Origin of the sequence: Acinetobacter thutiue (assembly GCF_030385805.1) — a bacterium.
Taxonomy (GTDB): Bacteria; Pseudomonadota; Gammaproteobacteria; order Pseudomonadales; family Moraxellaceae; genus Acinetobacter; species Acinetobacter corruptisaponis.
The window spans coordinates 1,112,434-1,139,419 of record NZ_JAUDZE010000001.1; the positions used below are offsets into that span (position 1 = coordinate 1,112,434).

General features: G+C 41.7%; 17 protein-coding genes. 4 read left to right on the forward strand and 13 right to left on the reverse strand.

What is annotated here, in order from left to right; genetic code table 11:
• Positions 1–48 precede the first annotated feature (48 nt).
• Together QTA56_RS05495 and QTA56_RS05500 are read right to left on the reverse strand one after the other, a co-directional pair.
• On the reverse strand, positions 49–1,290 hold the full coding sequence (locus tag QTA56_RS05495; RefSeq protein ID WP_267979928.1) for an SfnB family sulfur acquisition oxidoreductase: 1,242 nt from the start codon (positions 1,288–1,290) through the stop codon (positions 49–51).
• A 317-nt stretch (positions 1,291–1,607) separates the two neighbouring features.
• Positions 1,608–2,669 (reverse strand): sigma-54 interaction domain-containing protein, encoded by a 1,062-nt coding sequence (locus QTA56_RS05500; protein WP_267979929.1) that lies wholly within the window; start codon positions 2,667–2,669, stop codon positions 1,608–1,610.
• 428 nt (positions 2,670–3,097) lie between these two features.
• On the opposite strand from QTA56_RS05500, the gene ssuD reads away from it, so the two are divergent.
• The 3 genes from ssuD (at position 3,098) to QTA56_RS05515 (ending at position 6,732) form a co-directional block, all read left to right on the forward strand.
• Positions 3,098–4,249 (forward strand): FMNH2-dependent alkanesulfonate monooxygenase, encoded by a 1,152-nt coding sequence (gene ssuD, locus QTA56_RS05505; protein WP_267979931.1) that lies wholly within the window; start codon positions 3,098–3,100, stop codon positions 4,247–4,249.
• A gap of 121 nt (positions 4,250–4,370) precedes the next feature.
• Positions 4,371–5,567, forward strand: coding sequence for an acyl-CoA dehydrogenase family protein (locus QTA56_RS05510; RefSeq protein WP_267979933.1), 1,197 nt, complete (start codon positions 4,371–4,373; stop codon positions 5,565–5,567).
• 85 nt (positions 5,568–5,652) lie between these two features.
• On the forward strand, positions 5,653–6,732 hold the full coding sequence (locus tag QTA56_RS05515; RefSeq protein ID WP_267979934.1) for a sigma-54 interaction domain-containing protein: 1,080 nt from the start codon (positions 5,653–5,655) through the stop codon (positions 6,730–6,732).
• Between the two features lie 54 nt (positions 6,733–6,786).
• Here QTA56_RS05515 and QTA56_RS05520 read toward each other — a convergent pair whose 3' ends face one another.
• From QTA56_RS05520 to proA, 10 genes are all read right to left on the reverse strand, one after another.
• Complete coding sequence (locus QTA56_RS05520) at positions 6,787–8,040, reverse strand: acyl-CoA dehydrogenase family protein (protein ID WP_267979936.1); 1,254 nt, start codon at positions 8,038–8,040, stop codon at positions 6,787–6,789.
• 64 nt (positions 8,041–8,104) lie between these two features.
• Positions 8,105–9,220, reverse strand: coding sequence for a dimethylsulfone monooxygenase SfnG (gene sfnG / locus QTA56_RS05525; RefSeq protein WP_267979937.1), 1,116 nt, complete (start codon positions 9,218–9,220; stop codon positions 8,105–8,107).
• 62 nt (positions 9,221–9,282) lie between these two features.
• Positions 9,283–9,966 (reverse strand): FMN reductase, encoded by a 684-nt coding sequence (gene msuE / locus QTA56_RS05530; RefSeq protein ID WP_267979938.1) that lies wholly within the window; start codon positions 9,964–9,966, stop codon positions 9,283–9,285.
• 271 nt (positions 9,967–10,237) lie between these two features.
• Complete coding sequence (locus QTA56_RS05535; RefSeq protein ID WP_267979939.1) at positions 10,238–10,996, reverse strand: ABC transporter ATP-binding protein; 759 nt, start codon at positions 10,994–10,996, stop codon at positions 10,238–10,240.
• Positions 10,997–11,044: 48 nt separating this feature from the next.
• Positions 11,045–12,448: an ABC transporter substrate-binding protein gene (locus QTA56_RS05540; protein ID WP_267979940.1), complete on the reverse strand. Its 1,404-nt coding sequence runs from the start codon at positions 12,446–12,448 to the stop codon at positions 11,045–11,047.
• Between the two features lie 45 nt (positions 12,449–12,493).
• Positions 12,494–13,564 carry a branched-chain amino acid ABC transporter permease gene (locus tag QTA56_RS05545; protein ID WP_267979941.1) on the reverse strand — a complete coding sequence of 357 codons (1,071 nt, stop codon included), beginning with the start codon at positions 13,562–13,564 and terminating at the stop codon, positions 12,494–12,496.
• Between the two features lie 3 nt (positions 13,565–13,567).
• On the reverse strand, positions 13,568–14,449 hold the full coding sequence (locus QTA56_RS05550; protein ID WP_267979942.1) for a branched-chain amino acid ABC transporter permease: 882 nt from the start codon (positions 14,447–14,449) through the stop codon (positions 13,568–13,570).
• A gap of 37 nt (positions 14,450–14,486) precedes the next feature.
• Entirely contained in the window at positions 14,487–15,272 is a 786-nt protein-coding gene (locus QTA56_RS05555; protein WP_267979943.1) for an ABC transporter ATP-binding protein, read from the reverse strand.
• A gap of 9 nt (positions 15,273–15,281) precedes the next feature.
• Positions 15,282–16,448 carry an AMP-binding protein gene (locus QTA56_RS05560; protein WP_267979944.1) on the reverse strand — a complete coding sequence of 389 codons (1,167 nt, stop codon included), beginning with the start codon at positions 16,446–16,448 and terminating at the stop codon, positions 15,282–15,284.
• Positions 16,449–16,753: 305 nt separating this feature from the next.
• The gene (proA, locus tag QTA56_RS05565; RefSeq protein WP_267979945.1) at positions 16,754–21,910 is read right to left on the reverse strand and encodes an anti-phage protein ProA; all 5,157 of its coding nucleotides are present in this window, start codon (positions 21,908–21,910) and stop codon (positions 16,754–16,756) included.
• Between the two features lie 972 nt (positions 21,911–22,882).
• Here proA and QTA56_RS05570 point away from each other — a divergent pair.
• Complete coding sequence (locus QTA56_RS05570) at positions 22,883–24,007, forward strand: Fic family protein (protein WP_267979946.1); 1,125 nt, start codon at positions 22,883–22,885, stop codon at positions 24,005–24,007.
• Positions 24,008–24,024: 17 nt separating this feature from the next.
• Here the strand turns inward: QTA56_RS05570 and QTA56_RS05575 are convergent, their stop codons facing one another.
• On the reverse strand, positions 24,025–26,901 hold the full coding sequence (locus QTA56_RS05575; RefSeq protein ID WP_267979947.1) for a type I restriction endonuclease subunit R: 2,877 nt from the start codon (positions 26,899–26,901) through the stop codon (positions 24,025–24,027).
• Positions 26,902–26,986 lie beyond the last annotated feature (85 nt).

A 26,986-nucleotide genomic window follows, 5' to 3' on the forward strand; every position in this document is an offset into this window, starting at 1 on the left:
ATTGCCTGATGACTGGCATCATCAGGCAATTTTCTATCCAGAACTCATTTATGCCCAAGGATGTCTTGGTGGTTTAATCTCATTAAGGAAATAATTACCAACCAAATGGTATTTCCAGCGTACTGGATCATGCAAGGTATGGGTACGGGCATTACGCCAATGACGATCAAGATTATGTTCAGCCAATGTTGATCGTGTTCCCGCCAATTCAAAAAGTTTATTGGCTGCGAGAATGGCAATTTCAGTGGTCAAAACTTTTGCCTCTGCGACCAAAACAGATGCTTCTGCCACGCTGTCATCACTTGGTTCTTGACTTGCTTTTTCAATTTGATCTGCGGCTAAATCCAGCACTGCTTCTGCTGCACGTAACTTAATTTTTAAATCGCCAATTGCTGCAATGGTATAATGATCATCTGTAGCCTTGTCCTGATTGGCATCAATCCATGGACGGGCATACTGGCGAACATACTGAATGGTTTCTTCGATTGCCCCTCGTGCAATGCCTGCATCTAATGCCGCCTGAATAATTTGTGATACTGGCCCTGCCACAGTCGGGTTGGCAAATGCCTGATAAATCGGAATCACATGCTCAACAGGCACTTTCACCTGTTCAATAATGACCGTACCACTGGCGGTGGTGCGCTGGCCAAAACTTGACCAGTCATTAATAATGGTCAACCCTGCTGTTTCTCTAGGCACTAAAGCCAAATGCGGTAAGCCACCGTCATTTACAGTGACAATCGGTACCCAGTGTGCCAATAATGCACCTGTTGCAAAAAATTTCTTGCCATTGACCTCAAAACCATGTTGATTGGCATTGTCATTCACTGGCTTGAGAATCGTTTTAAAATCTGCGACATGCTTATTGCCAATTTCAGAGAATGCATTACCAAAACGCACCCCATTGAGTACCAGATCAAAAAAGAACTTTTTCTGTTGCTCGGTTCCATCCAGACGGATATGTTCCAAGATCACTAAATGGTTCTGTGGTAATTGCCCGAGTGATGGATCAACAGCCGAAATAGTTTTGATGACTTCAAGTGCTGTCCGCCAAGATACACCAGCCCCACCATACTGTTTCGGAATGGTGATGCTCCATAAACCACTTTGTGAGAAAGCATTTAACTCGTCAACGGGTAAACGACGATTTTGATCACGCAGAGAGGCTTCCTGAGCAAATTGCGTCGCCAGTTGTTTGGCAATATTGATAGCTTCTTCACCACTTTGAATACGATGAGCAGCCTGTACTGGTAAAGTTTGTACAAATTGTTGGATATTTAAATGACCCATGTTGTTTTCCTATCAATTTTCAATAATTGTTCTTACAAATTGCACAAGACATGCCAAACATAAATACATGAATTATATATATTTTATTTAAAATTATATCGTTATATTGCACACTTTTCACAATATGCTGATGAATCAGTGTTGTTCAATAAACAATCTGTTTCTATATAAAAAATAAGAAATTGATCTAAACAAGATTTCTTTTCAAATAATGGTTCGACTAAAGACCAAGTCATCTTTAAATAAAAAAGCCCAAGATTAGTGCTCTAATCTTGGGAGAACGTAAAAATAACTCAGCAATGAAATGCTTAGGAAGTCTATACCCGTGTATTGGGTGACAATAAGCCATGTTTAATGAGTCTGGCACGAATAATATTACGGCTTACCCCCAACAGTTTTGCAGTATGTAGTTGGTTTTGATGACAATACTCATAAGCAGCTTCGGTAATTTCTGCTTCAAGCTGTTCATTGAGGTCTTCTATACCCTGCTCAAACCAGTTAAACAGGATTTGCTTTAAAGTTTGCCCTGAGCCTTGATAGATTGATAAATCATACTCATTGGATAATAGTTTATGTTTAAAACCAGAAAGCTGAAAATCATAGCTCTGGATCACGCCATTTTTACAAATCAATAAGGCATGATGAATGGCATTTTCCAGTTCTCGAATGTTACCAGGCCAGTGATAATCACATAACAACTGTCTGGCCTCCTCACTGAGTATGGGTGATGAACGTTTTAAACTTTTGGAATAATCATCAATAAAATGTTGTGCCAAAGGCAAAATATCACCTGTTCGTAAACGTAGCGGTAAAATGCTTAAAGATGCCACCTTTAATCTAAAATAAAGGTCTTCCCGAAAATTACCTGCATACACTGCCTCTTCTAAGCGGACATTGGTCGCGGCAATCACACGTACATCGATCTTTTTGGTTTGCCGAGAACCCAAACGAACAACTTCATTTTCCTGTAAAATTCGCAGCAACTTGACCTGAATATTCGGTGACAAATCACCAATTTCATCCAGGAAGATGGTTCCACCCTGAGCCGCCTCAAACCAGCCAATTTGCTGGTTCACTGCCCCTGTGAATGCACCTTTTTCATGTCCAAACAGCTCCGTTTCTGCCAAGGTATCCGACAATGCACCACAGTTTACTGCGACAAAGGGTTTATGTTTTCTTTGTGAAAGCGCATGAATCTGGCGGGCAACCAGCTCCTTACCTGTTCCTGTTTCACCAATGATCAATACAGTCGCTTCACTTGGAGCAATTTGCTCAATATAAGACATAAGCCGCTTTGAATTTTGATCTTCAAATACATACGCACTCGCTTTTACGGTACGCACCAATTGACGAGATTCGGGATGCTTTACGATCTCCATGATGATCTCCAAAATTCAAAGTGGAATTGGATGCAGTACATCCAGTTTTTTTAGTCCTAGATCACTGGATAACAGCACATTACCCATAAATGATAAGACTGATAAAATTTATTCATCTTTCAGGCTAAATATAAAAAAGAGGATAAAAATTTAGTTTTAATCTAAATTTTAACTATAAAAAATACCAATAAGATTAAGTGCTAATCATATTCGGTTTAATTATTTATTCACTCCACACAACTTTTCCCCAATTGTTGTACTTGGAAATAAAAAGTGTTGGCTCAGCAACAGTGAATCAACATTTAACTCATCATTCGTCAGGTCATAAAGCTTCCAAAAGAACACATCACATTGATATTTAATTAATTATTTTTTGGTACATTGCTTGCAGTGGGTTGAGTACTCAGATGTAAAATGGTTAATGCTACATGAATATTTTTTGGTTTTTACCTACCCATGGCGATGGACATTTCCTAGGCACAAGTGAGCATGCCCGACCTGTATCATTGGCATATCTAAGACAAATTGCCCAAGCTGCGGATGATTTGGGTTATTACGGTGTGCTTATTCCAACAGGTCGTTCCTGTGAGGATTCTTGGGTAGTTGCTTCCGCACTTGCACCATTGACCCAAAAATTACGTTTTTTGGTTGCTATTCGTCCTGGGATTATTTCTCCAACAGTTTCCGCACGACAAGCCGCCACACTAGACCGCCTGTCTAATGGCCGTTTATTAATTAATGTGGTGTCTGGCGGTGATCCTGATGAAAACTCAGGTGATGGATTATTTTTAAGTCATACCGAACGTTATGAAGCAGCAGATGAGTTTTTACACATCTGGCGTCGCGTTTTACAAGGTGAAGCCGTTCATTTTGAGGGGAAACATTTAACCGTCAAAAATGCAAAAATCCTGTATCCACCTATACAAAAACCTTATCCACCGCTTTATTTTGGTGGTTCTTCAGATGCCGCACAGGATCTGGCCGCCAAACAGGTCGATATCTACCTAACCTGGGGTGAACCACCTGCCGCTGTTGCGGAAAAAATAGCCCAGATCCGAACCAAGGCTGCAGAGCAAGGTCGTGAAGTCAAGTTTGGTATTCGCCTGCATGTGATTGTACGTCGTACCAACCAAGAAGCGTGGGCAGCCGCCAATCAACTGATTGAGCATATTTCCGATGACACCATTGCCAAGGCACAAGCCTCTTTTGCTCGCTTTGACTCAGTCGGACAGAAGCGTATGGCTGCCCTACATGGTGGCAGACGTGATCAGCTTGAAGTCTCACCTAATCTCTGGGCTGGAGTGGGTCTGGTGCGTGGTGGTGCAGGGACTGCATTGGTGGGTGATCCTGCAACTGTAGTAGCGCGTATTCAGGAATATGCGGATTTAGGCATCGAAAGTTTTATTTTTTCAGGCTATCCTCATTTAGAAGAAGCCTATCGTTTTGCTGAACTGGTCTTTCCCCTCCTGCCTGAACCCTATGCCAGCTATGCCAAGTTCGGGCAAACCAATCTGACGGGACCTTTTGGAGAAATGATCGCCAACGATGTCATCCCAGAAAAACAGCTAAGTCAATCATGATCGGGAGCTAACTCCTAACGGGGTTAGCCTGATGCACAGATTATACAAACAGGCCATTTCAGAATAGATCAATACCTCATCTTGAATTTTAGAAAATCAATAAGTTATAGGATAACGCAATATGAACGTTTTAAATCAGAACCACCGCATATGTAGTCTTTCTGATGCTATACCTGTTGCTCAGTTTCTCGCCCAGCAATTCGCACAAACCGCCGTAGAACGGGATAGAATAGGCGGCACACCTAAATATGAGCGTGACCTGATCCGTCAAAGTGGTCTATTATCCCTCTCCATTCCAAAGGAATTCGGTGGTTTTTCTGGCACATGGCAAGATACTTTCAATGTGGTACGGTTATTTGCACAAGCGGATAGCTCAATTGCCCATGTTTTTGGTTTCCACCATCTCCTTTTGGCAACGGTACGCCTGTTTGGTAACCAGCAACAATGGCAACGCTGGTATCAACTGACTGCGGAAAAATCATGGTTCTGGGGCAATGCACTCAATCCACTGGATTCACGCACAGTGGTCAAACATCAAGATGGCTGGTACGAATTTTCGGGGAAAAAGAGCTTTTGTTCAGGTGCCCTAGATTCAGAAATGCTGATCGCGTCAGGTGTTGATGAAAATACTAGCAAGCTGCTGATTGCGGCCGTACCGACGTCACGTTCAGGGATTACCCTGTACCATGACTGGGATAATATTGGCCAACGCCAGACCGACAGTGGCAGTTCCATTTTTGAACGTGTACGGGTTGAAGCCAAGGACATGTTACTTGATCCAGGTCCATTAAGCACACCTTTCTCAACACTGCGACCGCTGATTGCCCAACTGGTATTTGTCAATATGTTTCTGGGTGTGGCTGAAGGGGCTTTAAACGAAGCCAAGCGTTACACCAAACACGAATCCCGTGCCTGGTTTCTGTCAGGTGTGGAACATGCCCATGAAGACCCCTACACTTTACGCCACTATGGCGAGTTCTGGTTACAGTTGGAATCACTGCGTTTGCTTAACCAACATGCAATTGCCAGACTACAAGAGGCATGGAACATTGCCGAAGAACTCACAGAGCAACAACGTGGTGAGGTTGCCATTGCGGTTGCAACAGCGAAAGTTGCAGCCACACGCGCCAGTTTAGACATTACTAATCGTATCTTTGAGGTCACTGGAGCAAGAGCCACTCATGCCGCTTTGCGTTTTGACCGCTTCTGGCGCAATGTACGCACACAGACTCTGCATGACCCTGTGGAATATAAAATTAAAGAAATTGGGCAATGGGCTTTAAATGATGTTTATCCAAAAGCATCGTTCTACTCATAACACAATCTGATATTTCAGACCTCACTGTAGGCAATACCAATTTAAACTCTCGAAACCACATCGTGCAGGAGAAGGATTGAATTGAATGAGACAAGATATTATTACGCTCCCTGACATTACTGAACGCAGCCACTCCCATAAAGCTACGGCACAAGTCTTTAACGATCCTGAATCGAAAAAGCTACTGGAATACATTAAACAAATTGCTCCAAGTGAAGCCAGTGTGTTAATTCATGGCGAAACAGGGACAGGGAAAGAACTGATTGCAAGGCAAATCCATGAACATAGCCATCGCCGCCATAAACCCTTTATTGCAGTGAACTGTGGGGCATTTTCAGAAAATCTGGTGGAAAGCGAATTATTTGGGCATGAAAAAGGTGCATTTACGGGAGCACTTTCCAGCAGTGCAGGCTGGTTTGAAGCCGCCAATGGTGGCACATTGTTACTGGATGAAATTGGAGACCTATCCAAACGTATTCAGGTCAAACTGTTACGGGTATTGCAAGAACGTGAAGTAGTACGCTTGGGATCACGGAAAAGTATTCCTGTCAATGTACGGGTACTGGCTGCCACCAATGTCAATCTGGAACAGGCCATTATTGGTGATCAATTCCGTGAGGATTTATATTATCGCTTAAACGTAGTCACGCTCAATATTAAACCGCTACGTGAAAGAAAGGGTGATATTTTACCTTTAGCCTATCATTTTATTGACAAGTATCATGCACAACTTGGGTATGACAAGGCTGAGTTTGCAGATGCCGCCAAGAAAAAACTGAGTAGCTACTGGTGGCCAGGCAATATTCGTGAACTTGAGAATATGATTCATCATGCGCTACTGATTTGCCAGAACAACTTGATTGAAAGTGATGATCTCACCCTACTCAAGTCTCCCTCTCAGCTCAACCAGAGTAAACTGAATGAGGATAAACCAGCTCAACCAGTCATTGATCCAAAACTAAAAGAAGTGTTTCACAGCTTGTTTCAACAGCATGAGGGTAAGGTATATGCTCAATTTGAAGATCAACTATTGCGCATCGCCTATCATTACTGCCATCAGAATCAGGTCAAGACTGCTCAATTGTTGGGTTTAAGCCGTAATGTGGTACGTTCAAGATTGATTGAACTCGGTGAGTTGGTGGTGAGTCGACGAGGTACTGAATAATTCAAAAATATGCAACTCTTATTCATATCAGAGTTGCATAGATCTTTTTCTCATTTAAGAGGAAGATAGCTGTTCTGTTTCTTTACTGCCGCCCCCAATCTGCCAGGCGTAGATGGGCTCTGTGCCATTGACTTCCCAATCTCCAATACTTTTTTCCTTATAAATTAGTGGATTATGGGAGGATACTGTGCGGGCGTTACGCCAGAAACGATCCAGTGATTTTTCTGAACTTGCAGCTGATGCACTCAAGGCATTAAATAAATTGCTGGTCAATTGTAAAACCAGATCAGCAATCACCACTTGACCTTGTGCAGATTCAATTTCTGCCAGAATATTCAGCTCTTTTTCAGCTTGGGTATCATCCTGAGCAAAATGTATTTGATAGGCGCGCTGTGATGCCTGTGCAGCCTGAATGGTAATTGCTTCAGCGGCGTAAGCTTGTGCAGAGGCTTTACCAATCACTTGTAAAACCTGCACATCCTGATCAACCCGATCACCATTACCATGACTAAAAATACGGGTACGCTGGCGAACCTGCTGTTTAAACTCCTCCACAGCCGCCTGTGCGATACCTGTCAGTGTTGCCAAATGAAATAATTGATAGAATGCAGTCTGGTATTTAAAACGTGTATCAAACGGAATGACTTCTTCAACTCTGGCATTGACCAAAGTTGTTGTGCCACTGCCAGTGGTACGCTGACCAAAACCATCCCAATCATCTTTAATAGTTACACCCTCTTGTTGGGTGCGTGTTGCTGCAATCACAAGTTCACCTGTTTCTTCAATCTGGGCAAAAAGATCAAACCATTCAGCAAAAATACTCCCTGTGGTGTAATATTTTTGACCACTCACCAGCCATTGATCGCCATGATGGGTGACTTTGGTGATCACATCACCAATTTTCACAGTTCCAATTTCAGTCCAGGCATTACCAGCAATTTCACCCGCGACAAAACGTTTAAACCAGTGACTCTGATCTGAATCACGCTGGGCATTCAAACGATCCTCCACAAAAGCAAAATGCCCCCGTAATGCCTGTGTCACATTGGAATCTGCTTTAGATAATTCAATCAATAACTGGAATAACTGCGGAATAGATGCCCCATCCCCACCGTGCTCAACAGGGATACGGACTGCGCCAAAACCTGCCTGTTTTAACCATTGAATCTGTTCAAAAGGCAAGATACGCTGTTGCTCACGCTGCACGGTTCCCTGAGCAATCTGCTCAAAGATTGGTCGGTATTTATTGGCAAGTGCCTGATAATCAGCACTATACGTCACACTTGGAATATCATGTAAACTTGTCATTCTTTGTTCTTTCCTAATTTGCTCACCACACTCATCCAATAGAACGAGTGTGTTTCTTATTGATTTATACGGCTTCTTCAAGTTGTACTTTTTTTCTGGCTTCTAATTCACGTACCAACGGCAACACTTTTTCACCAAAATATTCCACTTCCTCAATAAAGTGCAGGAAGCCCGCCAGAACCAGATCAACACCGACGTCTTTCAATGCCACAATACGTTCTGCCACCTGCTGTGGTGTGCCAATCAAGTTGGTTTTAAAGCCATCGTTATATTGCACCAGGTCTTCAAAGGTGGATTTTGCCCAGTTCCCCTCACCCTCTGGGCTGGCTGCACCTGCTTCACGGGTTGCATCACCAAAGGCATTGACTGCTTCTGGATTGGCCTTATCAATGATCTCTTGCAACACTGCCTGAGCCTCTTCTTCGCTATCACGGGCAATAATAAAGGCATTTACCCCAATCTTGACCTGATGATCATTGGATTGTGCTTTGGCACGAATATCATCAATTTGCGCTTTAATACCCTCAACGGTATTGCCATTGGTAAAGTACCAATCCGATACGCGCGAAGCCATGTCACGAGCTGCGCGAGAGCTTCCCCCCTGAAAAATTTCAGGATGTGGTTGCTGTAGTGGTTTTGGCTTTAGGGTGTAATCCTTGAACTGATAATACTTGCCATCAAAACTAAAATTGTCCTGCGTCCAGATGCCTTTTAGACTACGGATAAACTCTTCAGAACGGACATAACGCTCATCATGCTCTGGCCATTCCTCACCAATAGCATCAAATTCACCTCTAAACCAGCCACTCACAATATTGACTGCAATACGACCATGGGTAAGCTGATCAATGGTGGCCAGTTGTTTTGCAGCCAAGGCTGGTTTCCAAGGTCCAGGTAAAATGGCTGCAATCACTTTCAGCTTTTCTGTCGCGGCCAGAATGGCGTGACTAAAAGAGACGGATTCATGCTGATTCTCTGCGCCGTAGCCTGCGGTAAAGCGTATTTGCGACAGTGCATAGTCAAAGCCACTTTTCTCAGCGGCCTGCGCCAAACGACGATTATAATCAATCCCCCAGTCGGTACGTTGTTCAATGTTACTGACCACCAAACCACCACTGACATTCGGTACCCAATAAGCAAAACGAATCTGTTGAGGATTGCTGTTATTTTCAGTTGTCATTTTAAAAACTCCTTATCCTAATATTTAAAAATCTGTTGAATTTATATCGTTATTGAATCGGCTTAGCCTGTATGTGCAGTCAGTGCCAAATTCTGAACATGCGTTAAAAACACATGGTGTGGCTGTGTCGCAATAAGTTGCTTGAGTTTTATTTCAGCCTCATCGGCTGGTGCTGTATCAAGATTTAAGCTGCTGGCAAATAAAAACTGCGGAACTGCCCGTGTTACGGCGAGCTGGATTCTTTCAATTAATAATCGGTTCACTACCTGATAATTTTCAAAATCTTTATCTGTCGCAAACACCCCAATCGGTAAAGTATTGGACTGAAAAAAGCTAAATAATGGACGGAATTGATGATCAATCACCAAGGCATGACGATCACTCCCCCCTGTTGCTGCCAACAATACAGGCTTATCCACCAGAGCGAACTGGTCGATATAGTCAAATAGGTGCTTGAATAGACCTGTATAGGAAGCACGATAGACTGGGCTAGCAACAATTAGGGCATCTGCTGCCTCAATCTGGTTGAGTGCGACCTGCACTTCAGGTGCAAGCAAGTCACGACGGGCAGCACCATTAAGCAAATGACCAATCTGACTTAACTTCACGTATTCAACCTCAACGTGAATATGCTGTTGTAGCTCTGCAAGGATAGTGTTCAGCAGTGCTTCTGTTTTAGATGGGGCGTTTGGCGCACCCGATACTGCAACAAGCTTTAATGGACGAATAGAAGATATGGAACTCATAATCACTCACCTGGATGCTTTGTGTAAATGGCAAATTAATTTGCTGATATGAGCTATATACGCTAAAATCGTGCCACATTATTTATTATTATTTTTCATATATTTAATAAAAAATAAAACACTTCTTATTTAATAAATTAGATGTAATTTGTTGAACAGCTGTTGCTACAACAACATTGGCCCATCCCGTACCCTATTTTTAGTCACGCATAAAAAAGTGCCAACATTGTCAGCACTTTTTTCAATTCAATTAAAGGTAAGTGGGATATATTCAAGCTATTTTACCCAGATATGCTTTCTGGATTTCGCCCTGTTCATAGAGTTGTTGTGTTTGACCTGATGCACTGACTTCGCCATTATCAATTACATAGGCATAATCGGTATATTGCAGTGCCAAACGTATGTTCTGCTCTGCCACCAAAAAACTCGTCCCCTGTTGTTCGCGCAACAGCTGAATCAACTCAAAAATCTCATAGCTAATCTTCGGTGCAAGCCCCATCGAGGGTTCGTCCAGCAAAACCAGTTGTGGCTCGGTCATTAATGCCCGACCAATCGCCAGCATTTGCTGTTCTCCCCCAGATGTATATCCTGCCAAGGTATGTTTTTTCTCCGCAAGCCTTGGAAAATAATAATAAATCTTTTCCAGCGCCTCGGATAATCTGGTACGGGATAAATGATGGATAAAACCACCTGTGCGTAAATTTTCATCCACAGTCAGATGCGCAAAACAATGCCGCCCCTCCAAAACCTGTACCAGACCCTTTTTAACAATATCGCCAGGGTTGTGTCCTAAAATAGATTCACCCCGATATTCAATCTGTCCACGCTGGATTTGTCCATTTTCAGTAGTAATTAACTGCGATATTGCCTTGAGCGTGGTACTTTTACCTGCGCCATTTGCACCTAACAACGCCACGATGGCACCCTGTGGCACACTTAGGCTGACCTGTTTTACCGCCAGAATACTCTGTTCATAGACCACTTCAATATCAGCGACATTTAATAAGGTTTCACAGTTTGTAATCGACATGGGATGATCCTCTTTTACAGGGCGAACTCAGTTCGCCCCTACAGTCCATTAACTTTCGCTGGCACAATCACGAATGGTAATGCCTTGCTCTTTGGCATATTGTTCCGAAGATTTTTCAATGATTGGACGTAACAGAGCACGATCTGCCTGCACCCAGTCACTGATCACTTTCCATGCCTTGCCATCCCATTGCTGGAAGCGTACTGCACCACCACCCTCATGGTCTTCACAGCTCAGTTGTAATGGTTGAACCAGTCCATACGCACCCAATTCTTTTAGACGTTGTTCGGTTAAATGAATATTTTCAAAGCCCCAGCGTACCTCCTCCCCAGTCAATGGACGTTTACCAAACTTTTCCTGTGCAACACGTACTGCTTCCACATTCAGGATGCCATTGACCACCCCAAGGTTATAATAAACAGTACCAAAACGATTTTTATCGGCTAAATCAGACTGACCCTTGTCCAGTACCAGAGTTTTGATCTCTTGTAATACAGGGAAATCTGTACCCGATGGATGCGTGGTGATGGAAATAAAACCATTTGCCGCATTGCCTGCTGGCGCTGCATCCTCTTCAGAGTTTGACCAGATATTGCCAATGATTTTATCAGTTGGATAGCCAACTTTTTGCGCAGTCTTTAACGCCACAGGATTCATGACACCCCAACCACGTAGAATCACCCAGTCAGGCTGAATTTGTCTAATCTTCAACCATTGTGATTGTTGCTCATTACCAGGATGTGGCACTTCAATATGCGTTACCTCAAACCCATATTTTTTCGATAAAATATCAATAACAGGAATGGTTTCTTTACCATAAGGTGAACCATGATACAGCACCACAATTTTCTTGCCCTTGAGTTTGTCGATACCGCCACTTTGCTGTCCAAGATAATTGATGATCGCAGACACTTCACTATACGGATTCAACTGTAACGGAAACACATAAGGGAAAACTCGCCCATCAGTAGAATCGGTCCGACCATGATTAATGGTAATCAACGGCAATTTATCCTTGGTTGAGCGCTCTAAAGTCGCATAGGCAATGCCCACAGAGAGTGGATTGGTCGCTGCCGCTGGCGCACCATTTAAACCTTTTTTCAAACGTTCATAACACTCCACCCCTTTTTCCACCACATACTCAGTTTCGCACTCAGACCAGACCAGTTTGACCCCATTCACCCCACCTTTGGCATTCACAGCTTTGAGATAATCAATAAAGCCACCAAAGAACCCCGTTCCCCCTGCCGCATAAGGTCCGACCCGATAACTCTGTAATGGGAAATATTGGGCATTTTGATCAGACAATTGTGCCTGTTCAGCCGTCGCTACCTGACTCTGCTGTGCCTGCTCTGATGGATTCTGCTTGCCCTTTTTAGTTAAAAAGACAATTAAAATCAGGATAATGGCGATGGTAACCAGCCAAAACCACAAAGATTTAAATAACTTCATAAATATTAAGCCTCTAAAAAATATTAAAAAACACGGTAAACCCCATCAATAACGTAATGGCCACCGTCTCAACCACTGATAAAAATTGCGCAATAAACGGCTTAGACCTTCAGGTTCTTTAATCAGAAAATAGATAATTATTCCGCCAAAAATAATTTTTTGTAGGTTTTGTAATAACGCCTGATCTACGGCTTGACCGAATAGAGCTTGCCCAAAGACACTGAGAAAAATTGGCAATAGCACAATAAATGCAGCACCCCAAAAGCTGCCTGCCAAACTGCCCAAACCACCAATAATGATGATGAATAAAATCTGGAATGAACGATTCAAGTCCAGACCATCGGCTTCAATCGTCCCCAGATAAGCAAATGCCCAAAGTGCCCCAGCAATACCGAGATAGAAAGAACTGATCGCAAAAGCCAATAGCTTGGTTCGACCTACAGGAATACCGATGGTGGTGGCTGCAGTTTCCATATCACGTACCGCACGGAAATTACGGCCATATTGACTCTGAATTAAATTGCGAGCCAATACCGTGAGCACCACCACGATACTCAAGCTCAGTAAATAATGCCCTACAGGACTATTGATGGAATAACCCAGAATTTGCATACGTGGGGCGGTGATCACTCCAGAAGCATTGTGATTGGTAAACCAACTATATTGGGTGAATAGCCACGGTACAAAAAACTGTGCCGCTAATGTCGAAACAATTAGATAAAAACCTTTAATTCTTAAACTAGGTAAACCGACTAAAATTCCAAATAATGCCGCAATGATGCCACCCAGAAAAATACTGAGTAGTAGTGGCAACTGTGGAACACGCAGCTCAAGGTTATAGGTTGCAAATGCTCCCACAGCCATAAATGCAGCCGCCCCCAGTGACAACTGTCCTGTATATCCTGTCAAGATATTGAGACCTAGACCTGCAAGTGCCAACACTAAATAGGGCACTAGAATCGCATTGAACAGATAATCAGTTCCAACAAACGGGATAAAAACAAAGGCGATCAATAATCCAAACAGGAACAAAATACGATGTTGCTTTAAACGGAAGATCCGCTTTTGATCCTGATAATGCTGGGGATACTGCCCCGCCTGACTAAATAGAAACATGGCTTAAACCCTCACAACCTGTTGTTGACCAAACAAGCCGGTCGGGCGAATCAATAAAAATGCAATCGCAAGTACATAAGGAAACCAGTTTTCAATCCCCGACCCAATAATGCTACCTAGATAGATTTCCGCCAGTTTCTCTGTTGCTCCCACGATCAGACCTGCCACAATCGCTCCCGAAATTGAGGTAAAGCCACCAATGATCAATACGGGTAATGCTTTGAGAACGACCAGTGACAGCGAGAACTGTACGCCCAGACGTGCGCCCCATAACAAACCTGCTACCAAAGCCACAAAGCCTGCCACTGTCCAGACCAGTATCCAGACACGATTAAGCTGAATACCCACAGACTGTGCAGCCAGTGGATCATCGGCGACCGCACGCAACGAGATACCAAAACGGGTTTTACTAAACAGCAATGACAGGATAATCACTAAGCTACCAGCGATAGCAGTTGCAAATAGATCAAACTTACTGAGCATGATGCCAAACAACTCAATCGGTTCATCTGATATTCCTAGCTCCAGCCCATGCACTTGTGTCCCCCATAGCGTCTGCGCCAAGCCCTCAATCACATAACTCAAACCCAGCGTTGCCATGAACAGGGTTATCACCGAACGATTAATCAAATGCCGTAAAATCAAGGCATCAATTAGCAAGACAAGCAGGAAAATCACAAAGAGCGTGATAATAAATGCCACTACAAATGGAATGCCTCGTTCAGTCAGGTTGACAAAGGTTAAGGCTGAAAATAGCACCAAAGCCCCCTGTGCAAAATTGAATACTCCCGATGCCCGATAGATCAGTACAAACCCAATTGCAACCAAGGAATACATCACACCTGCCAAAGTTCCCCCAAGCAGAACTTCCAGAAAAAAAGACATAAAACTCACCCCAAATTTTTAAGACAATGTCGTATATTTAACTTGCTTCAAGCGTCTGCCTGCCCAGATAGGCATTCAGAACCTCTGGATGTTGCTGAATCTGCTGGGCTGTGCCATCGGCAATCTTTTTGCCATAGTCCAGCACCACGATATGATCTGAAATATCCATCACTACACCCAGATCGTGTTCAATCATCAGGATAGTGATACCAAGACCCTGATTTATTTTTTGGATAAACTGGGCAATGCTTTGTTTTTCTTGATGGTTCATGCCTGCCATTGGTTCATCAAGCAACAATAATTTTGGTTCTGCTGCCAACGCTCTCGCCAGTTCGACACGCTTTTGCAAACCATAAGATAAAGTACTGACAATCTGCTCACGGTATTCCTGCAAGTTGAGCAGTCTTAAAATTTCTTCGACTTTATAACGCTGCTCATCATCATTTTTTCGGCTTTGTGGCAATGACAGCAATGCGCCCAGAAATGAGTAGCGACCTTTCAAAACGCGCCCAGTCAATATATTGTCCAGTACCGACATCTGTTTAAATAAAGCCAGATTCTGAAAAGTTCGGGCAATCCCCAAATAAGCGGCATGTCGGGCTTTATAGTGTTGTAACACCTGCCCTGCCCAAATCATTTGCCCAGCCTGTGGCTGATAAATGCCATTGATAATGTTAATCACCGAACTTTTGCCAGCACCATTTGGTCCAATCAATGAGCAGATTTCTCCCTCACGTACCACAAAACTCAACTGCTTCAATACCTGAGATGTGCCAAATGACAAATCGATTTCTTTAAGTTCTAACCATGTGGAAGATGACATTGTGATCTCCTAATTTATTGTTGTTATAGGTAAATTAGGAAAATCATGGGGAGTCACAGATACTTGCGTGCTTCGCCATTCTGTATATTGCCCCCAGTGCTGTAATTGCACACCCAAGCCTTGATAAAACTGCTGTGTGGTCATTTCCACTGGTTGCCCGACAATCAAGGCAGTTTTTAAACGAGAAAAACCCAGTTCCTCCAAAATCACCTGACGGAATAAAACTATGATTCCTCGCTGAACCAGTGTTAGCTTTTGCTTTTGCTGTAGCTTCAGTAAAGCTGACTGATAGGTCTTTGCCAGCCATGTATGTGGCTGTGGCAGACGTCTGGAAATCAATTGCTCAACTCTTACATAAGTCGCTTGTGTACCTAATACCAAGGTGGGTGCAATTACCTGACGGTCCTGATCCCGTGTTTGCAGGGTCTCAGGGATATTTAGGCTAAACCCCGCAAGTAACCAAGATGACCATAAATAGCGAATATGCCCAACACTGGAAAAGGCACGGGCAATAAAAGCTTCTTCGTTATGGTCTAAATCATGGGTGTGTATAAGCTGTTGAGCTTCTTCGATGAGTTCCTGATGCGAATAACACACCCTGAATCGCTGATTGGCTTCAACTCGCTCAAAACTAAAGGCAAGCTGTGATTGCTGTATCGGTAGCCGCTTAAATTCCAGTTGGGCATGTCCCCTCTCATCTGCAAGTAGGGCCATCAAATCCACAATATAGTCGTGGTTAAATGAACTAGCGTTACTGTGTTCAATATAGAAAATATAAGCAGGATGGTAATTGAGCTGCTGTAACGAACCAAGCTGCTCAAGCTGTTCAATTAAAATATAATCTGGCTGTATAATGGCCAGATGGTTTAAAAGAGCTTCTGCTGCTAATTGCTCCACACCATGATCAATCAACTGTACCTTGCCACCTAATGCTTGTATCGCAAGACTGATGGCAACCACCTCGGTGTTGGGGGTACTCAGAATTAAAAATGATTGTCCCTTGGTAAAACCATAACGATCTAGTGCAGAGGCATACTTTTCACTGAGTTGCAGTAATTTTTGCCATGACCATTGCTGCCATAAACCAAACTTCTTATGTCTTAATGCAATCGCCTCTGGGCGTGTCTGTGCATGATAAACCAGCAATGAAACAAGATTGTGAGTGTAATCTGACATACTGCAATACATCCCTTTCTCATGACAGACCACCCTGCCATGAGAATAAAATAAATATTGCTGTTATCTTTCCAATTTACGTGCCAATAAATTTAATTATTATTTTCAATAATTTAATATAAAATATATACTTTTAACTGCATACTATTCTGGATTTATTGTTGAACTGATGTTTTCAAGGCAACACATTGTTAAGTGGTTACTATTTCAACATACGTAGCGTTTTCCCCCATCCCATATCATCTATAAATTCTTTCAAGGATACAGAAAAAGATAAGTTTAGCTCTTACCTATTTCTACACAATTTAAGCCACGTTTTGATTAACTTTTATCTCTTCCAAGGATTTTATCAATTTACTTAAGTTCTGCTCTGGATCCAACCACCAATCCACTGTCCAGACGGATAGAACCTCCCAGCCCAATCCATTTAATACCGTTGGTCTAAGTTGATCACGATCTCGTGCAGTCGCAGCTTTAGCGTAGTTCTCACCATCCACCAGAATACCTGCAATATAATTGCCTGAATGCAAGTCATCTCTGACCGCTAAATCAACACAACTATCACCCTGACCTATTCCAGCATCCACATTCCAGCCCTGTTCCTGCAACTTGGTTTGTAGATATTGTACAAGTTCTTTTTTAGCCTGCCGTTGATTGCGGTCAGCATAGTTTAAATGCAACTGACCACTACGGGCAAAAACAAGGAAATCTTTTAAATCTCTAACCCCCTCACTATTGGTACGAGCCAGATTAATTTCCTCTGGACTCAAGGCAGAGAAAACATGTAAACCCTGACGGGCACGGGTAATGGCAACGTTTAGACGGCGCTGGCCACCTTGACGGTTTAGCGCACCAAAGTTCATTGATAAGCGACCATCCTGATCTTTGGCATAGGTGATTGAGAAAACAATGATATCCCGTTCGTCTCCTTGTACATTTTCAAGGTTCTTCACAAATAATGGTTCAATACCTGATTTGCTTAATGCTTCCAACTCAGGATGATTCGTCAGTTCATTATCCAGTAGATCCTCAATCAGCTTTTGCTGGGTCATGTTGAACGTCACCACACCTAGAGTCAGAGGATTTTTCTGCCCCACCTGCGACTGTAAATGTTGAATAATAAATTCAACGATTGCCTTGGCTTCATTGGCATTGGTACGGGTATCACCTTTGTCATAAACACCCTCAACCATATGCAGCTTTACAGCAGTGTCTTTGGCTACAGGTGCAGGGAACGTAAATAAACCACCTTTATAGTATTTCTGGTTACTAAACTGGATCAGGCTCTCATAACGGCTACGGTAATGCCAGTTCAAAGCCAACTCAGGTAACTGGGCAGCAAGGCATTCATCTAAGATGCTTTCCAAATCTTCAGTGACTTCTTCATCAACCTCTTCCTCAGAATCGCCTTTCCCAAAGAAACTAGTTGGTGGCATTTGCTTATTGTCACCCACCACGATCGACTGTTTACCTCTCGCCAATGCACCAATTGCATCCCAGACTGGAATCTGTGATGCCTCATCAAAAATCACCACATCAAATTTTGCTTCCGTATCCAGATATTGAGCAACCGATAATGGACTCATTAATAAACAGGGTTTCAATCCAACCAACACATCAGAAATTTGGCGCATCAATTCACGCACAGGAATATGACGGCGTTTCTTGCCAAGCTCTTTGTTCAGAACCGTCCATTGTCCCTTGTATTGACTTTGCTCAGCAAAAATACCATTCCAGCGATGAATGATTTCTTGGCTTGCAGCAAGCTGGTGCTGTTTATCCTGCTGGGCAAATGACTGTATTTTCTGTTCATGTTGCTGACTATTGAACTGGTTTAACTCTGGATGTTGGCTAAATTGATGTGTAATCCAGTGTCTCGCCAAATTAATATTTAGGCGTTTTAGTGCAGCGTTCAGTTCCAATGGCGCATGTAAAAGCTCGAATGCCAATGGTTTCAATCCATTTTTGATTAACTGACTTTTAATCGCTTGCCAATTTAACCAATGTCGCCAAGCTGGAACATATTGCTGTAATTGCTGTTGTCTTTCGAGAATTTCATTAAAATGAATATCTGAATACGGGGTAACTTGAACATCTTTTTGTAGTGCATAGTCATTTAGCAATTGACTGAATGTATTCTCCACCTGAGCTATATTTAGTACCACTTCTTCCAAACCATGATTTTTACTAAACTCCACTGCTTTTAATAAAGCCGCTTGGTCAGTAATTATTGTTGCAACAACCTGTTTAATTTCTTGCCACTGATTGTGAACAGTCTCAAAACTTTGCCATGCGCTGTCTTCACCCTGCCAGTAAGAACCCAATTGAGTTGCCAACTGATTTTCACATTCAGTGAATTTTCGTTGTTGACTTTGGATATGTTGCAAGATGGGCAAGTCATGGGCAACCACCAAAGCTGTGGGACGTTGAGCTGAACTTTGATAAGTTTTAACCAAGTTCCTCAACTGAAACTTGGCAAACCATGAGAATGGGAAAATTTTTGCTTCCGCTTCACGCCATTTAAAGGCAATTTGATTTAAATCCGCCTGATAGATTTGAGGCTGGTATTGTCCAACCAAGATGGAACGCTGCTGTTTTAAATCTTGAGATAACTGTTTTGCCTGTGTGATTGTGGTTAAATCGATGTCTTTAATCGCACTTAATAGTTTTAAATCTATTTGCTGAACCAGATCGGATATTGCCCTAAAAATAGAGACATCTTGTTTAAGCTGACTCAGGTTTTGTTTTTCACCAAACCCAAAAGCCTGTTGCCATGCAAAAATGGACTTTTGCAATTGCTGTATCTGCCCTACAAACTGGTCCTGTAATAGCTGATATTGCTCCTGCCATGCCAGACTCCAGATCGGCTCGGACAAACCCTCCGCAAAACCATCCAATATATCTTTAGCATTTTCATTGACTAACTGACGCAGGCTTACCGCCTGTGTCACAATCTCATTCAACAACTCACGTTTTTCTACTGTCAGTGTCGCAATATTGATCTCAGGAAAACGTAAATGTGGTGTATCCCGATAACGAAGTTCATCACTCATTGCCGCATACAAACTCCAGCCAATCGCATGTGATATATGGAGATTTTTGACATGCTGATTTAGCTCATCACGAGTCTGGATTAATCTGTCTGAGAGTTTCTGCCATCCGGTTGTTTGAGGCTGGGCAGTTAAAAAGTAAGGATCATTGTTTTTCTGTGCCCGTTCTCGCAGTTGATCCAATACTTCCATTTTTTGAGCTTTAGAAGAATGCAACTGCAAACACAATTCACTCAGACCAATTTGTGTCAGACGGCGATAAACCACTTCCAACGCTGCCATTTTTTCAGAAACGAATAACACAGATTTACCATCCGCCAAACATTGCGAAATCATATTGGTAATGGTCTGTGACTTACCTGTCCCAGGAGGACCCGATAATACAAAAGTTCGTCCCAATGCTGCGGACATGACTGCGGCTAACTGCGAGGAGTCAGAGGATAATGGGGTAAATAATTGTTGTGGCCGATATTGTTGGTCGAGTTGGGCAGGCTGTGGAAACTCATCCTGTTTAATAAACGGTTCTCGTGGAGATTCAATCAGATGATTCACCACCGATTGATTTTTAAGCTGATCCATTCGTGATGACAAATCGAGCCACATTAAATATTTTGAGAATGAGAACTGACCAATGGCAGCTTCAGCTTTTACTTCCCATCCTGCGATATTCACAATCGCCTTACGCACAATATGTAAAACCTGATTGACATCCACCCCAGAATCATCAGTGGGTAAAGGATTCAACCCTGCAATATCCAGTTCAAAATCCTGCCTTAATAACTGTAATAGCGTTGAGTTAAAACGTGGTTCATCATCATACATAAACAGGCGATAACCTGTTTTAGCAGTCTCACGTGTGATCTGTACAGGAATGAGCAGTAGAGGTGCCTTAAAGGTACGTTTCGAACGTTCAGATTCTTTCCACTCCAGAAAACCAATCGCAAGAAACAGTGTATTCGCCCCTCCCTCTTCCAAAGCAGTACGTGAAGCACGATAGACTTCAATCAGGCGCTTTTCTAATAAAGGTGTCTCAAGTGGGCTAAACAATAGTTTTCTGGATAGGCTCTCATCAACGTATTGATTAATATGCTGACTTTCATTTTCTCGCTGCACATCTTTGAGCGAAATACTATCCACACTCTTAAATAAGAAGCCCTCCTGATTTGCCAATGCATCTTCAAGTTTGCCCAGTGTTAGCTCTGAACACTGTAAAGGAATACTGTAACGATTATCTTTAAAATTTAAGAGCTTGTTACGGAGACTTAAATCCAATAAGCGACGCAACCAGCGGTCAACCCGTGTGGCTTTACTCTCAACAGGACGTTCAACGTCATAAACTGGAATGGATGCGGGTGCCCATTCAATCTCTGTTTCATCCAGATGGTTTTTCTTTTCCTGATGTGCAGAAATCGGTTTAATGCCACGCAAGCGGGACTGGCGAACATCAAGCGCAAGATAAAACTTATTCTGTCGGGATTCATCCTTAATGTACTGTTTTGCTGTTTCAAGTGCGGATGCAAACCTTGCCTGTTGAGTTAATAGTGTTGTTTCGATAAAAACAATCTCACCTAGATCATAGCGTTTTCTTAATACTTGAATATCATCAATGATCAGGTCAACATTCGGGGTTTCATTTAACCAGACCCCAAGATAGGCATGCCCCTCTTCAATAATGATTAAGGTATCCAGTCCAACTTGTTCAGCCAAGGCACTTAACAGCATTGATGTGTCTAGGCAGCATGCCAGTTTTTCTTCAAAAATCTGTTTTGGTAAACGTACCCTCTGTCCTGATTTTACAAAACTTGCTGGACTCACAATGTAGTGAATATCTTGTAATAACAGAGAGTCCCATAGGGCATTCAGTTGAGACAGGACAGAATCCCGATCTCGGTCTAGATATCCACTTAATGAACCTAATTGTTTGGCTTTTAGAATCTCACTGGCCTTAACCAGAACTGGGCTAAGTGCTGAGGCATTCGGCTGCGAAAAACTTGCCAACAATTCTATTGGCTGGCGTTCCCCACCCCATGTATCAATGGTTAATAAATCGATCTCTATCTGCTGTTCCGCAAGGATTTCTTCTTGTTTGTTTAGCCAAACGACTTCAATACCACCTTTGATATTCTCAGGCAGTTCCTGCAATAGTTTGATATCAAAAGTGAGTTTTGACTTATCAAGGGCTAGAACCTGATGAGCCTCCAGACTTGCGATATGAATTGTGTGTTCCTTGAAATATTCAGGATTGGAACGGATCACTATTCGGGAATCAGCAATGTTTTCAACAGAAGATATTAGGATTTGTCGGATTAGGGGAACTGAATTTTGTTGTAAAACAAAGTTCAAGGCTGAAGCACAATCAACTTGTAATGAATATCTAGAATCAAATTGGTGTTTATTTTCAACTTCTAACATTATTTTCCCCTTATTACTTTTATCAAATCTAATCAAACAAATGCTTAAAAAACCAAAGTAACTATATTAAATGATTTATCTCTTATTTTAAAATTAAACAAACAGTAATATTAAATTGCTTTTAACAGCAAAAAATGAATCAGAAATTAAAATTTAAAAATAGAAAGTCTAAACTCACTCTTCTAGCTTAGAGCAATTTTGGATTCAATCTAGGCCTTGATCTCTGTATCCCTGACACGATTGATAGATAGTTTAATTGGTTTAGGAAAACTAGAATCATGTCTAACATTCTTTGGATCACGCATATTGCAAATTTTCGCTTAACCCAATCTCATAATTTTCATTATATTAACCAATATCGCTGCTTTTATCTGCGGTGTTAAACCTGATCTAATCTATTTTTACAAGTGGATAATACAACTTTTTTGTTGTTTCTTTCTTCACTTATAGGAACAAATCCTTTTTGTGAATCTACATGGATTTGCTAAGATAACATGCATGCAAAACCAATATAGCTTCACATGCTGATAACTGAATCTGACTGAAGTTAGATAACAAGCAATACTTTATTTATCAGATTCACAAAGCCATGGTGAAGATCGGCTAGTAGCCCACCCTTTAGAGTTATATTTCTATTTATTAAAATTCAAGGATTTAACACGCATGAATAGTGACACAGTTATGGCTGATCTTTCATCCCATACGCCGATGATGCAGAAATACCTTTTCATTGATTTATAAAATAAATTTTTAACAAAATCTTGAAACCTACACAACAACCTACACTTTTTCAAAATCATTAAAACAGCCTACACCGCAACCGACCCACCATTTTTTATGCTCATCAAATAAGCAATCAGATTGAATCATTAAATGAGCTGAATCACAATTTTATTTGACTCATTTAATGAGTCAAATATACACTACAATCTACTCACTCCCATTCTTCACGCTTTCAGAGGATGACCAAATATGTATGATGACTGGATTTGGAAACAGCCTAACTGGACAACCTTTACATGGAAAGATGAAAATATTCTTCCACTCACCAGACACATTCATCAAAAAATTGGAATCCTGCTTGGACAAAGCCAGCATAACCCCGAAAAAGAATACCTTACATTAGATAACCTGATTGCCAATCTTGTCTCATCCTCAGCGATTGAAAATGAAACTCTGAATGTTTATTCGCTGCGTTCATCTTTAGCAAGGCATTTAGGTGTGTCACTAGACCAACCATACCCCAGTTCTGAACGTTCAGATGGTCTAGCCAATATCATGCTGGACGCTTTAAATAATTTTGAACAAGACTTATCTGTTGAAAGATTATTTCAGTGGCATCAATGGCTATTTAATGAAACTGACTGGACGATGCAGCGTATTCGTATTGGGCAGTTACGTGGACACGAACCCATGCAGGTTGTATCAGGGCGTATGGATTACCCTACTGTACATTTTGAAGCTCCACCACGAGATGCTTTAGAACAACGTTTGGATGAATTTATCCAGTGGTTTAATACGAGTAGAAACAATACCCTGCTTGACCCACTGATTCGGGCTGGAATTACTCACCTATGGTTTGTGACACTCCATCCTTTTGATGATGGTAATGGACGTATTACCCGTACATTGACTGACTTGGCTTTAGCTCAGATGGATCAACAAAGTATTCGTCTATATGCAATGTCACCTGTCATCTTAAATAAGCGTAAGAGTTATTATGAAATTCTTGAAGCCACTCAAAAAAGTGATTCTGATATTACGGATTGGTTACTTTGGTTTCTACAGGCACTCAATGAAAGCCTTGAGCAGACATTAAAGCGTATTGAAAGGACGCTTCGAAAAAGTACGTTTTGGCAGGTTTTTTCGGAAGTGGATTTACATGAGGGGCAGCGTAAAGTTTTAAATCGACTGCTTGATGGTGGGGAAAATGGCTTTGAGCATGGCATCAGTGCTTCACAATATCAGAAAGTGGCTAAAGTTAGCCGAGCAACGGCAACTCGCCACCTGACTGATTTATTGGAAAAAGGCTGTATCATAAAACTTGAAGGTGGTGGGAGAAATACAAGGTATCAAATCCAAAATTTAAGGGTTTAAGTCATTCTAAACCCTTACTACAACCCCACATAAAACTTCTCAATCAACTGTCGTGTTTTCACTAATAAATTGGATAATACACTGTCCCGCTCAAAAAGCTTGATCTTGTAGTTTGGCAACTCTTTCATTTCTTCTTTTCTTGGTAAGCGTTTATTGAACTCATAATTATCTAAAACTTGCTTCATCACTTCAGGTTTAAGCTTTTCTTGCTCACAAAAATGCTGATAGGCTTGCTCTTTTTCCGCATCCCAGAACTGAGCAAAAGCCACTTGTACGCTTTGCCCATTGATCATTTTTGGCATGTTTTCTTCAATAAATTTTTGTATCAAGTCTTGCTTATCATGCAAGCTAATATCACTGCCGATCAGATCATGTACTTGAGCTTCGTATTTCTTACGCTGCTCATCTGTTTCAGCATTCACTGCCATCTGTAACAGTGTCAGGATATACCCCACATTGATACGGTCACTGTGCAGCAAATCCAATTGGAAATCGACATCATCCAGCACAGAGACTTTTTCTTTTTTGGTGGTTTTCCGAATCGCTCGACAGAGATCAGCATATTTAGATGCAAAATTCGCAAAGTGCTGTTTATCAAGCTTAGTGTCGTCTTGATCATATTCAATGAAGGTTTGTAGCTGGGCGTTGTAGCGCATGACCTCACGGAATGCTTTAATAAATTCAAGTTGTTCATCTTCTGTGACTAAATCATCTACTGTTTGATAGTCAGGCGTAATACGGAGTAGCTTTTCAACCGCTTGCTCATAATCTTGCTTGATTTCATCAAAGCTCGGAACAAGCACCGTTTTTCTGGCTTCTTTATTTGAAAATAATGCCAATGCTTCATCTGTAGCCCGTTTTAGGTTACGGAAGCTAATGATGTTCCCAAATGGTTTTTTATCATTGTAAACACGGTTAGTCCGTGAAAAAGCCTGAATTAGACCATGATATTTAAGATTTTTATCGACATACAAGGTATTCAAAGGCTTTGAGTCAAAGCCCGTCAGGAACATATTTACGACCAACAGAATATCAATCTGCTTTTTCTTTACCCGATCTGCAATATCTCGGTAGTAGGCATAGAAGCCGTCACCAGAGTTATAATTCGTGCCAAATTGAGCATTATAATTGGCAATGTAGCGATCCAATTTATCACGACTAGACTGATTGATTTGGCTTGGTGCATCTGTTGATTCTTCTTGAATCAATCCATTTTGGTCATTGTTCTCAACAGCTTCATTCGCACCGTAGGAAAAAATAGTCGCAATGGTGAGTGGTTTAAATAATCGACCCTCCGCCTCATCTTGTTGTTGCTTCTCAGCTTGTACCTTTTCAAACAGTTCATAATACTGCGTTAAGGTATCCACTGAACTGACACAGAACATCGCCGTAAATTCACGGTTTTTGGTTTTGGTATCATGCGTATCAACGATATAACGGGCAATCATTTCTAATCGCTGCGGATTGTCATACAGCTCTTTGGTATCTATCCCTTCAACATCTTCATCATAATCGAGGTTATTCTGCATACCTTTAGCAGTATATTTGCCACGATAATCTATTTGGAACTGCAATACATTGCGGTCTCGAATCGCATCCACAATGACATATTGATGCAAACACTGATTGAATAAATAATCTGTGGTGAGTTTCAAACCTGCTTTGGATTGACTATTTTCCTCAAAGATCGGTGTTCCCGTGAATCCAAACATCTGTGCATTACTAAAGAACTTTTTTATGTTTTGATGGGTATCACCAAATTGGCTACGATGACATTCATCAAAAATGAATACGACTTTTTTGTCTTTTAAATAATTGATCTGTTCTAAATATCGGTCTGTACTAATCGCACGATTCAGCTTTTGAATGGTGGTCACAATCAGCTTGTCATGGCGTTGATCGAGTTGCTTCACTAAAGTGTGCGTGCTGTCTGTGCTATCCACACTCTCAGCTTTAAAAGCATTAAACTCACGTGAGGTTTGTGTGTCGAGGTCATTACGATCCACCACAAACAAGACCTTTTCTACATCAGGCATCTTCATGATCAGCTGACTGGCTTTAAATGAGGTCAGTGTTTTACCTGAACCTGTGGTATGCCAGATATAGCCATTTTGTTCTGAATTTTGCACATGGGCAATAATCTTTTGCACGGCGTAAATTTGATATGGGCGTAGCACCATCAAACTTTTACTGGTTTCCAACATCACCATGTATTGAGTCAGCATGTCTGTCAGATGCTGATGATTTAAAAATGCATCGGCAAAATCGACAATTTCATTGATATGTTTATTGGCAACATCTGCCCACGGAAAGGCAAACTCTATCCCAGTCGTACCATTTGAGTAATAGCGAGTATTTGCGCCATTACTGATGATAAAAAGCTGAATAAAACTAAATAGCCCTTGCCCTGCCCAATACGCTTCACGAATATAACGTTGGGTTTGATTAAAGGCTTCGGCAATTTCCATGCCTCGTTTTTTCAATTCAATTTGAACTAAAGGCAAACCATTGACCAAGAGCGTGACATCAAAACGGCTGGTTCGACCATTAAAATCACGATGATCTACCGTGATTTGATGGGTGACTTGATATACGTTTTTGCTTGGGTCATCTGATAAAAAGAAAATGTGCTTACTTGAACCATCATCAAATTTAACAGGAAACTGGTCACGTAGGTTTTTAGCTCGTTCAAATACTGTGCCTGTATTGAGAAAGCTAATGACCTGCTTCCATTCCGTTTCTGATAATGGTGCAAGTCCGTTGGCACGTTCAATTTGTGTTTTAAGGTTTGACAGTAGTTGGCGTTCATCCTTGATGGTAACGGTTGCATAGCCCAGTCCTTGCAGTTGTGCAATCAGTTCATTTTCAAGTTGATATTCGCTTTGTACCGTCATATTTCTCTCATAATTAAATATTTAATTAACAATAACTTATATAAAAAACTAGCTAAAACTAGCTAAAACTAGCTAAAACTAGCTA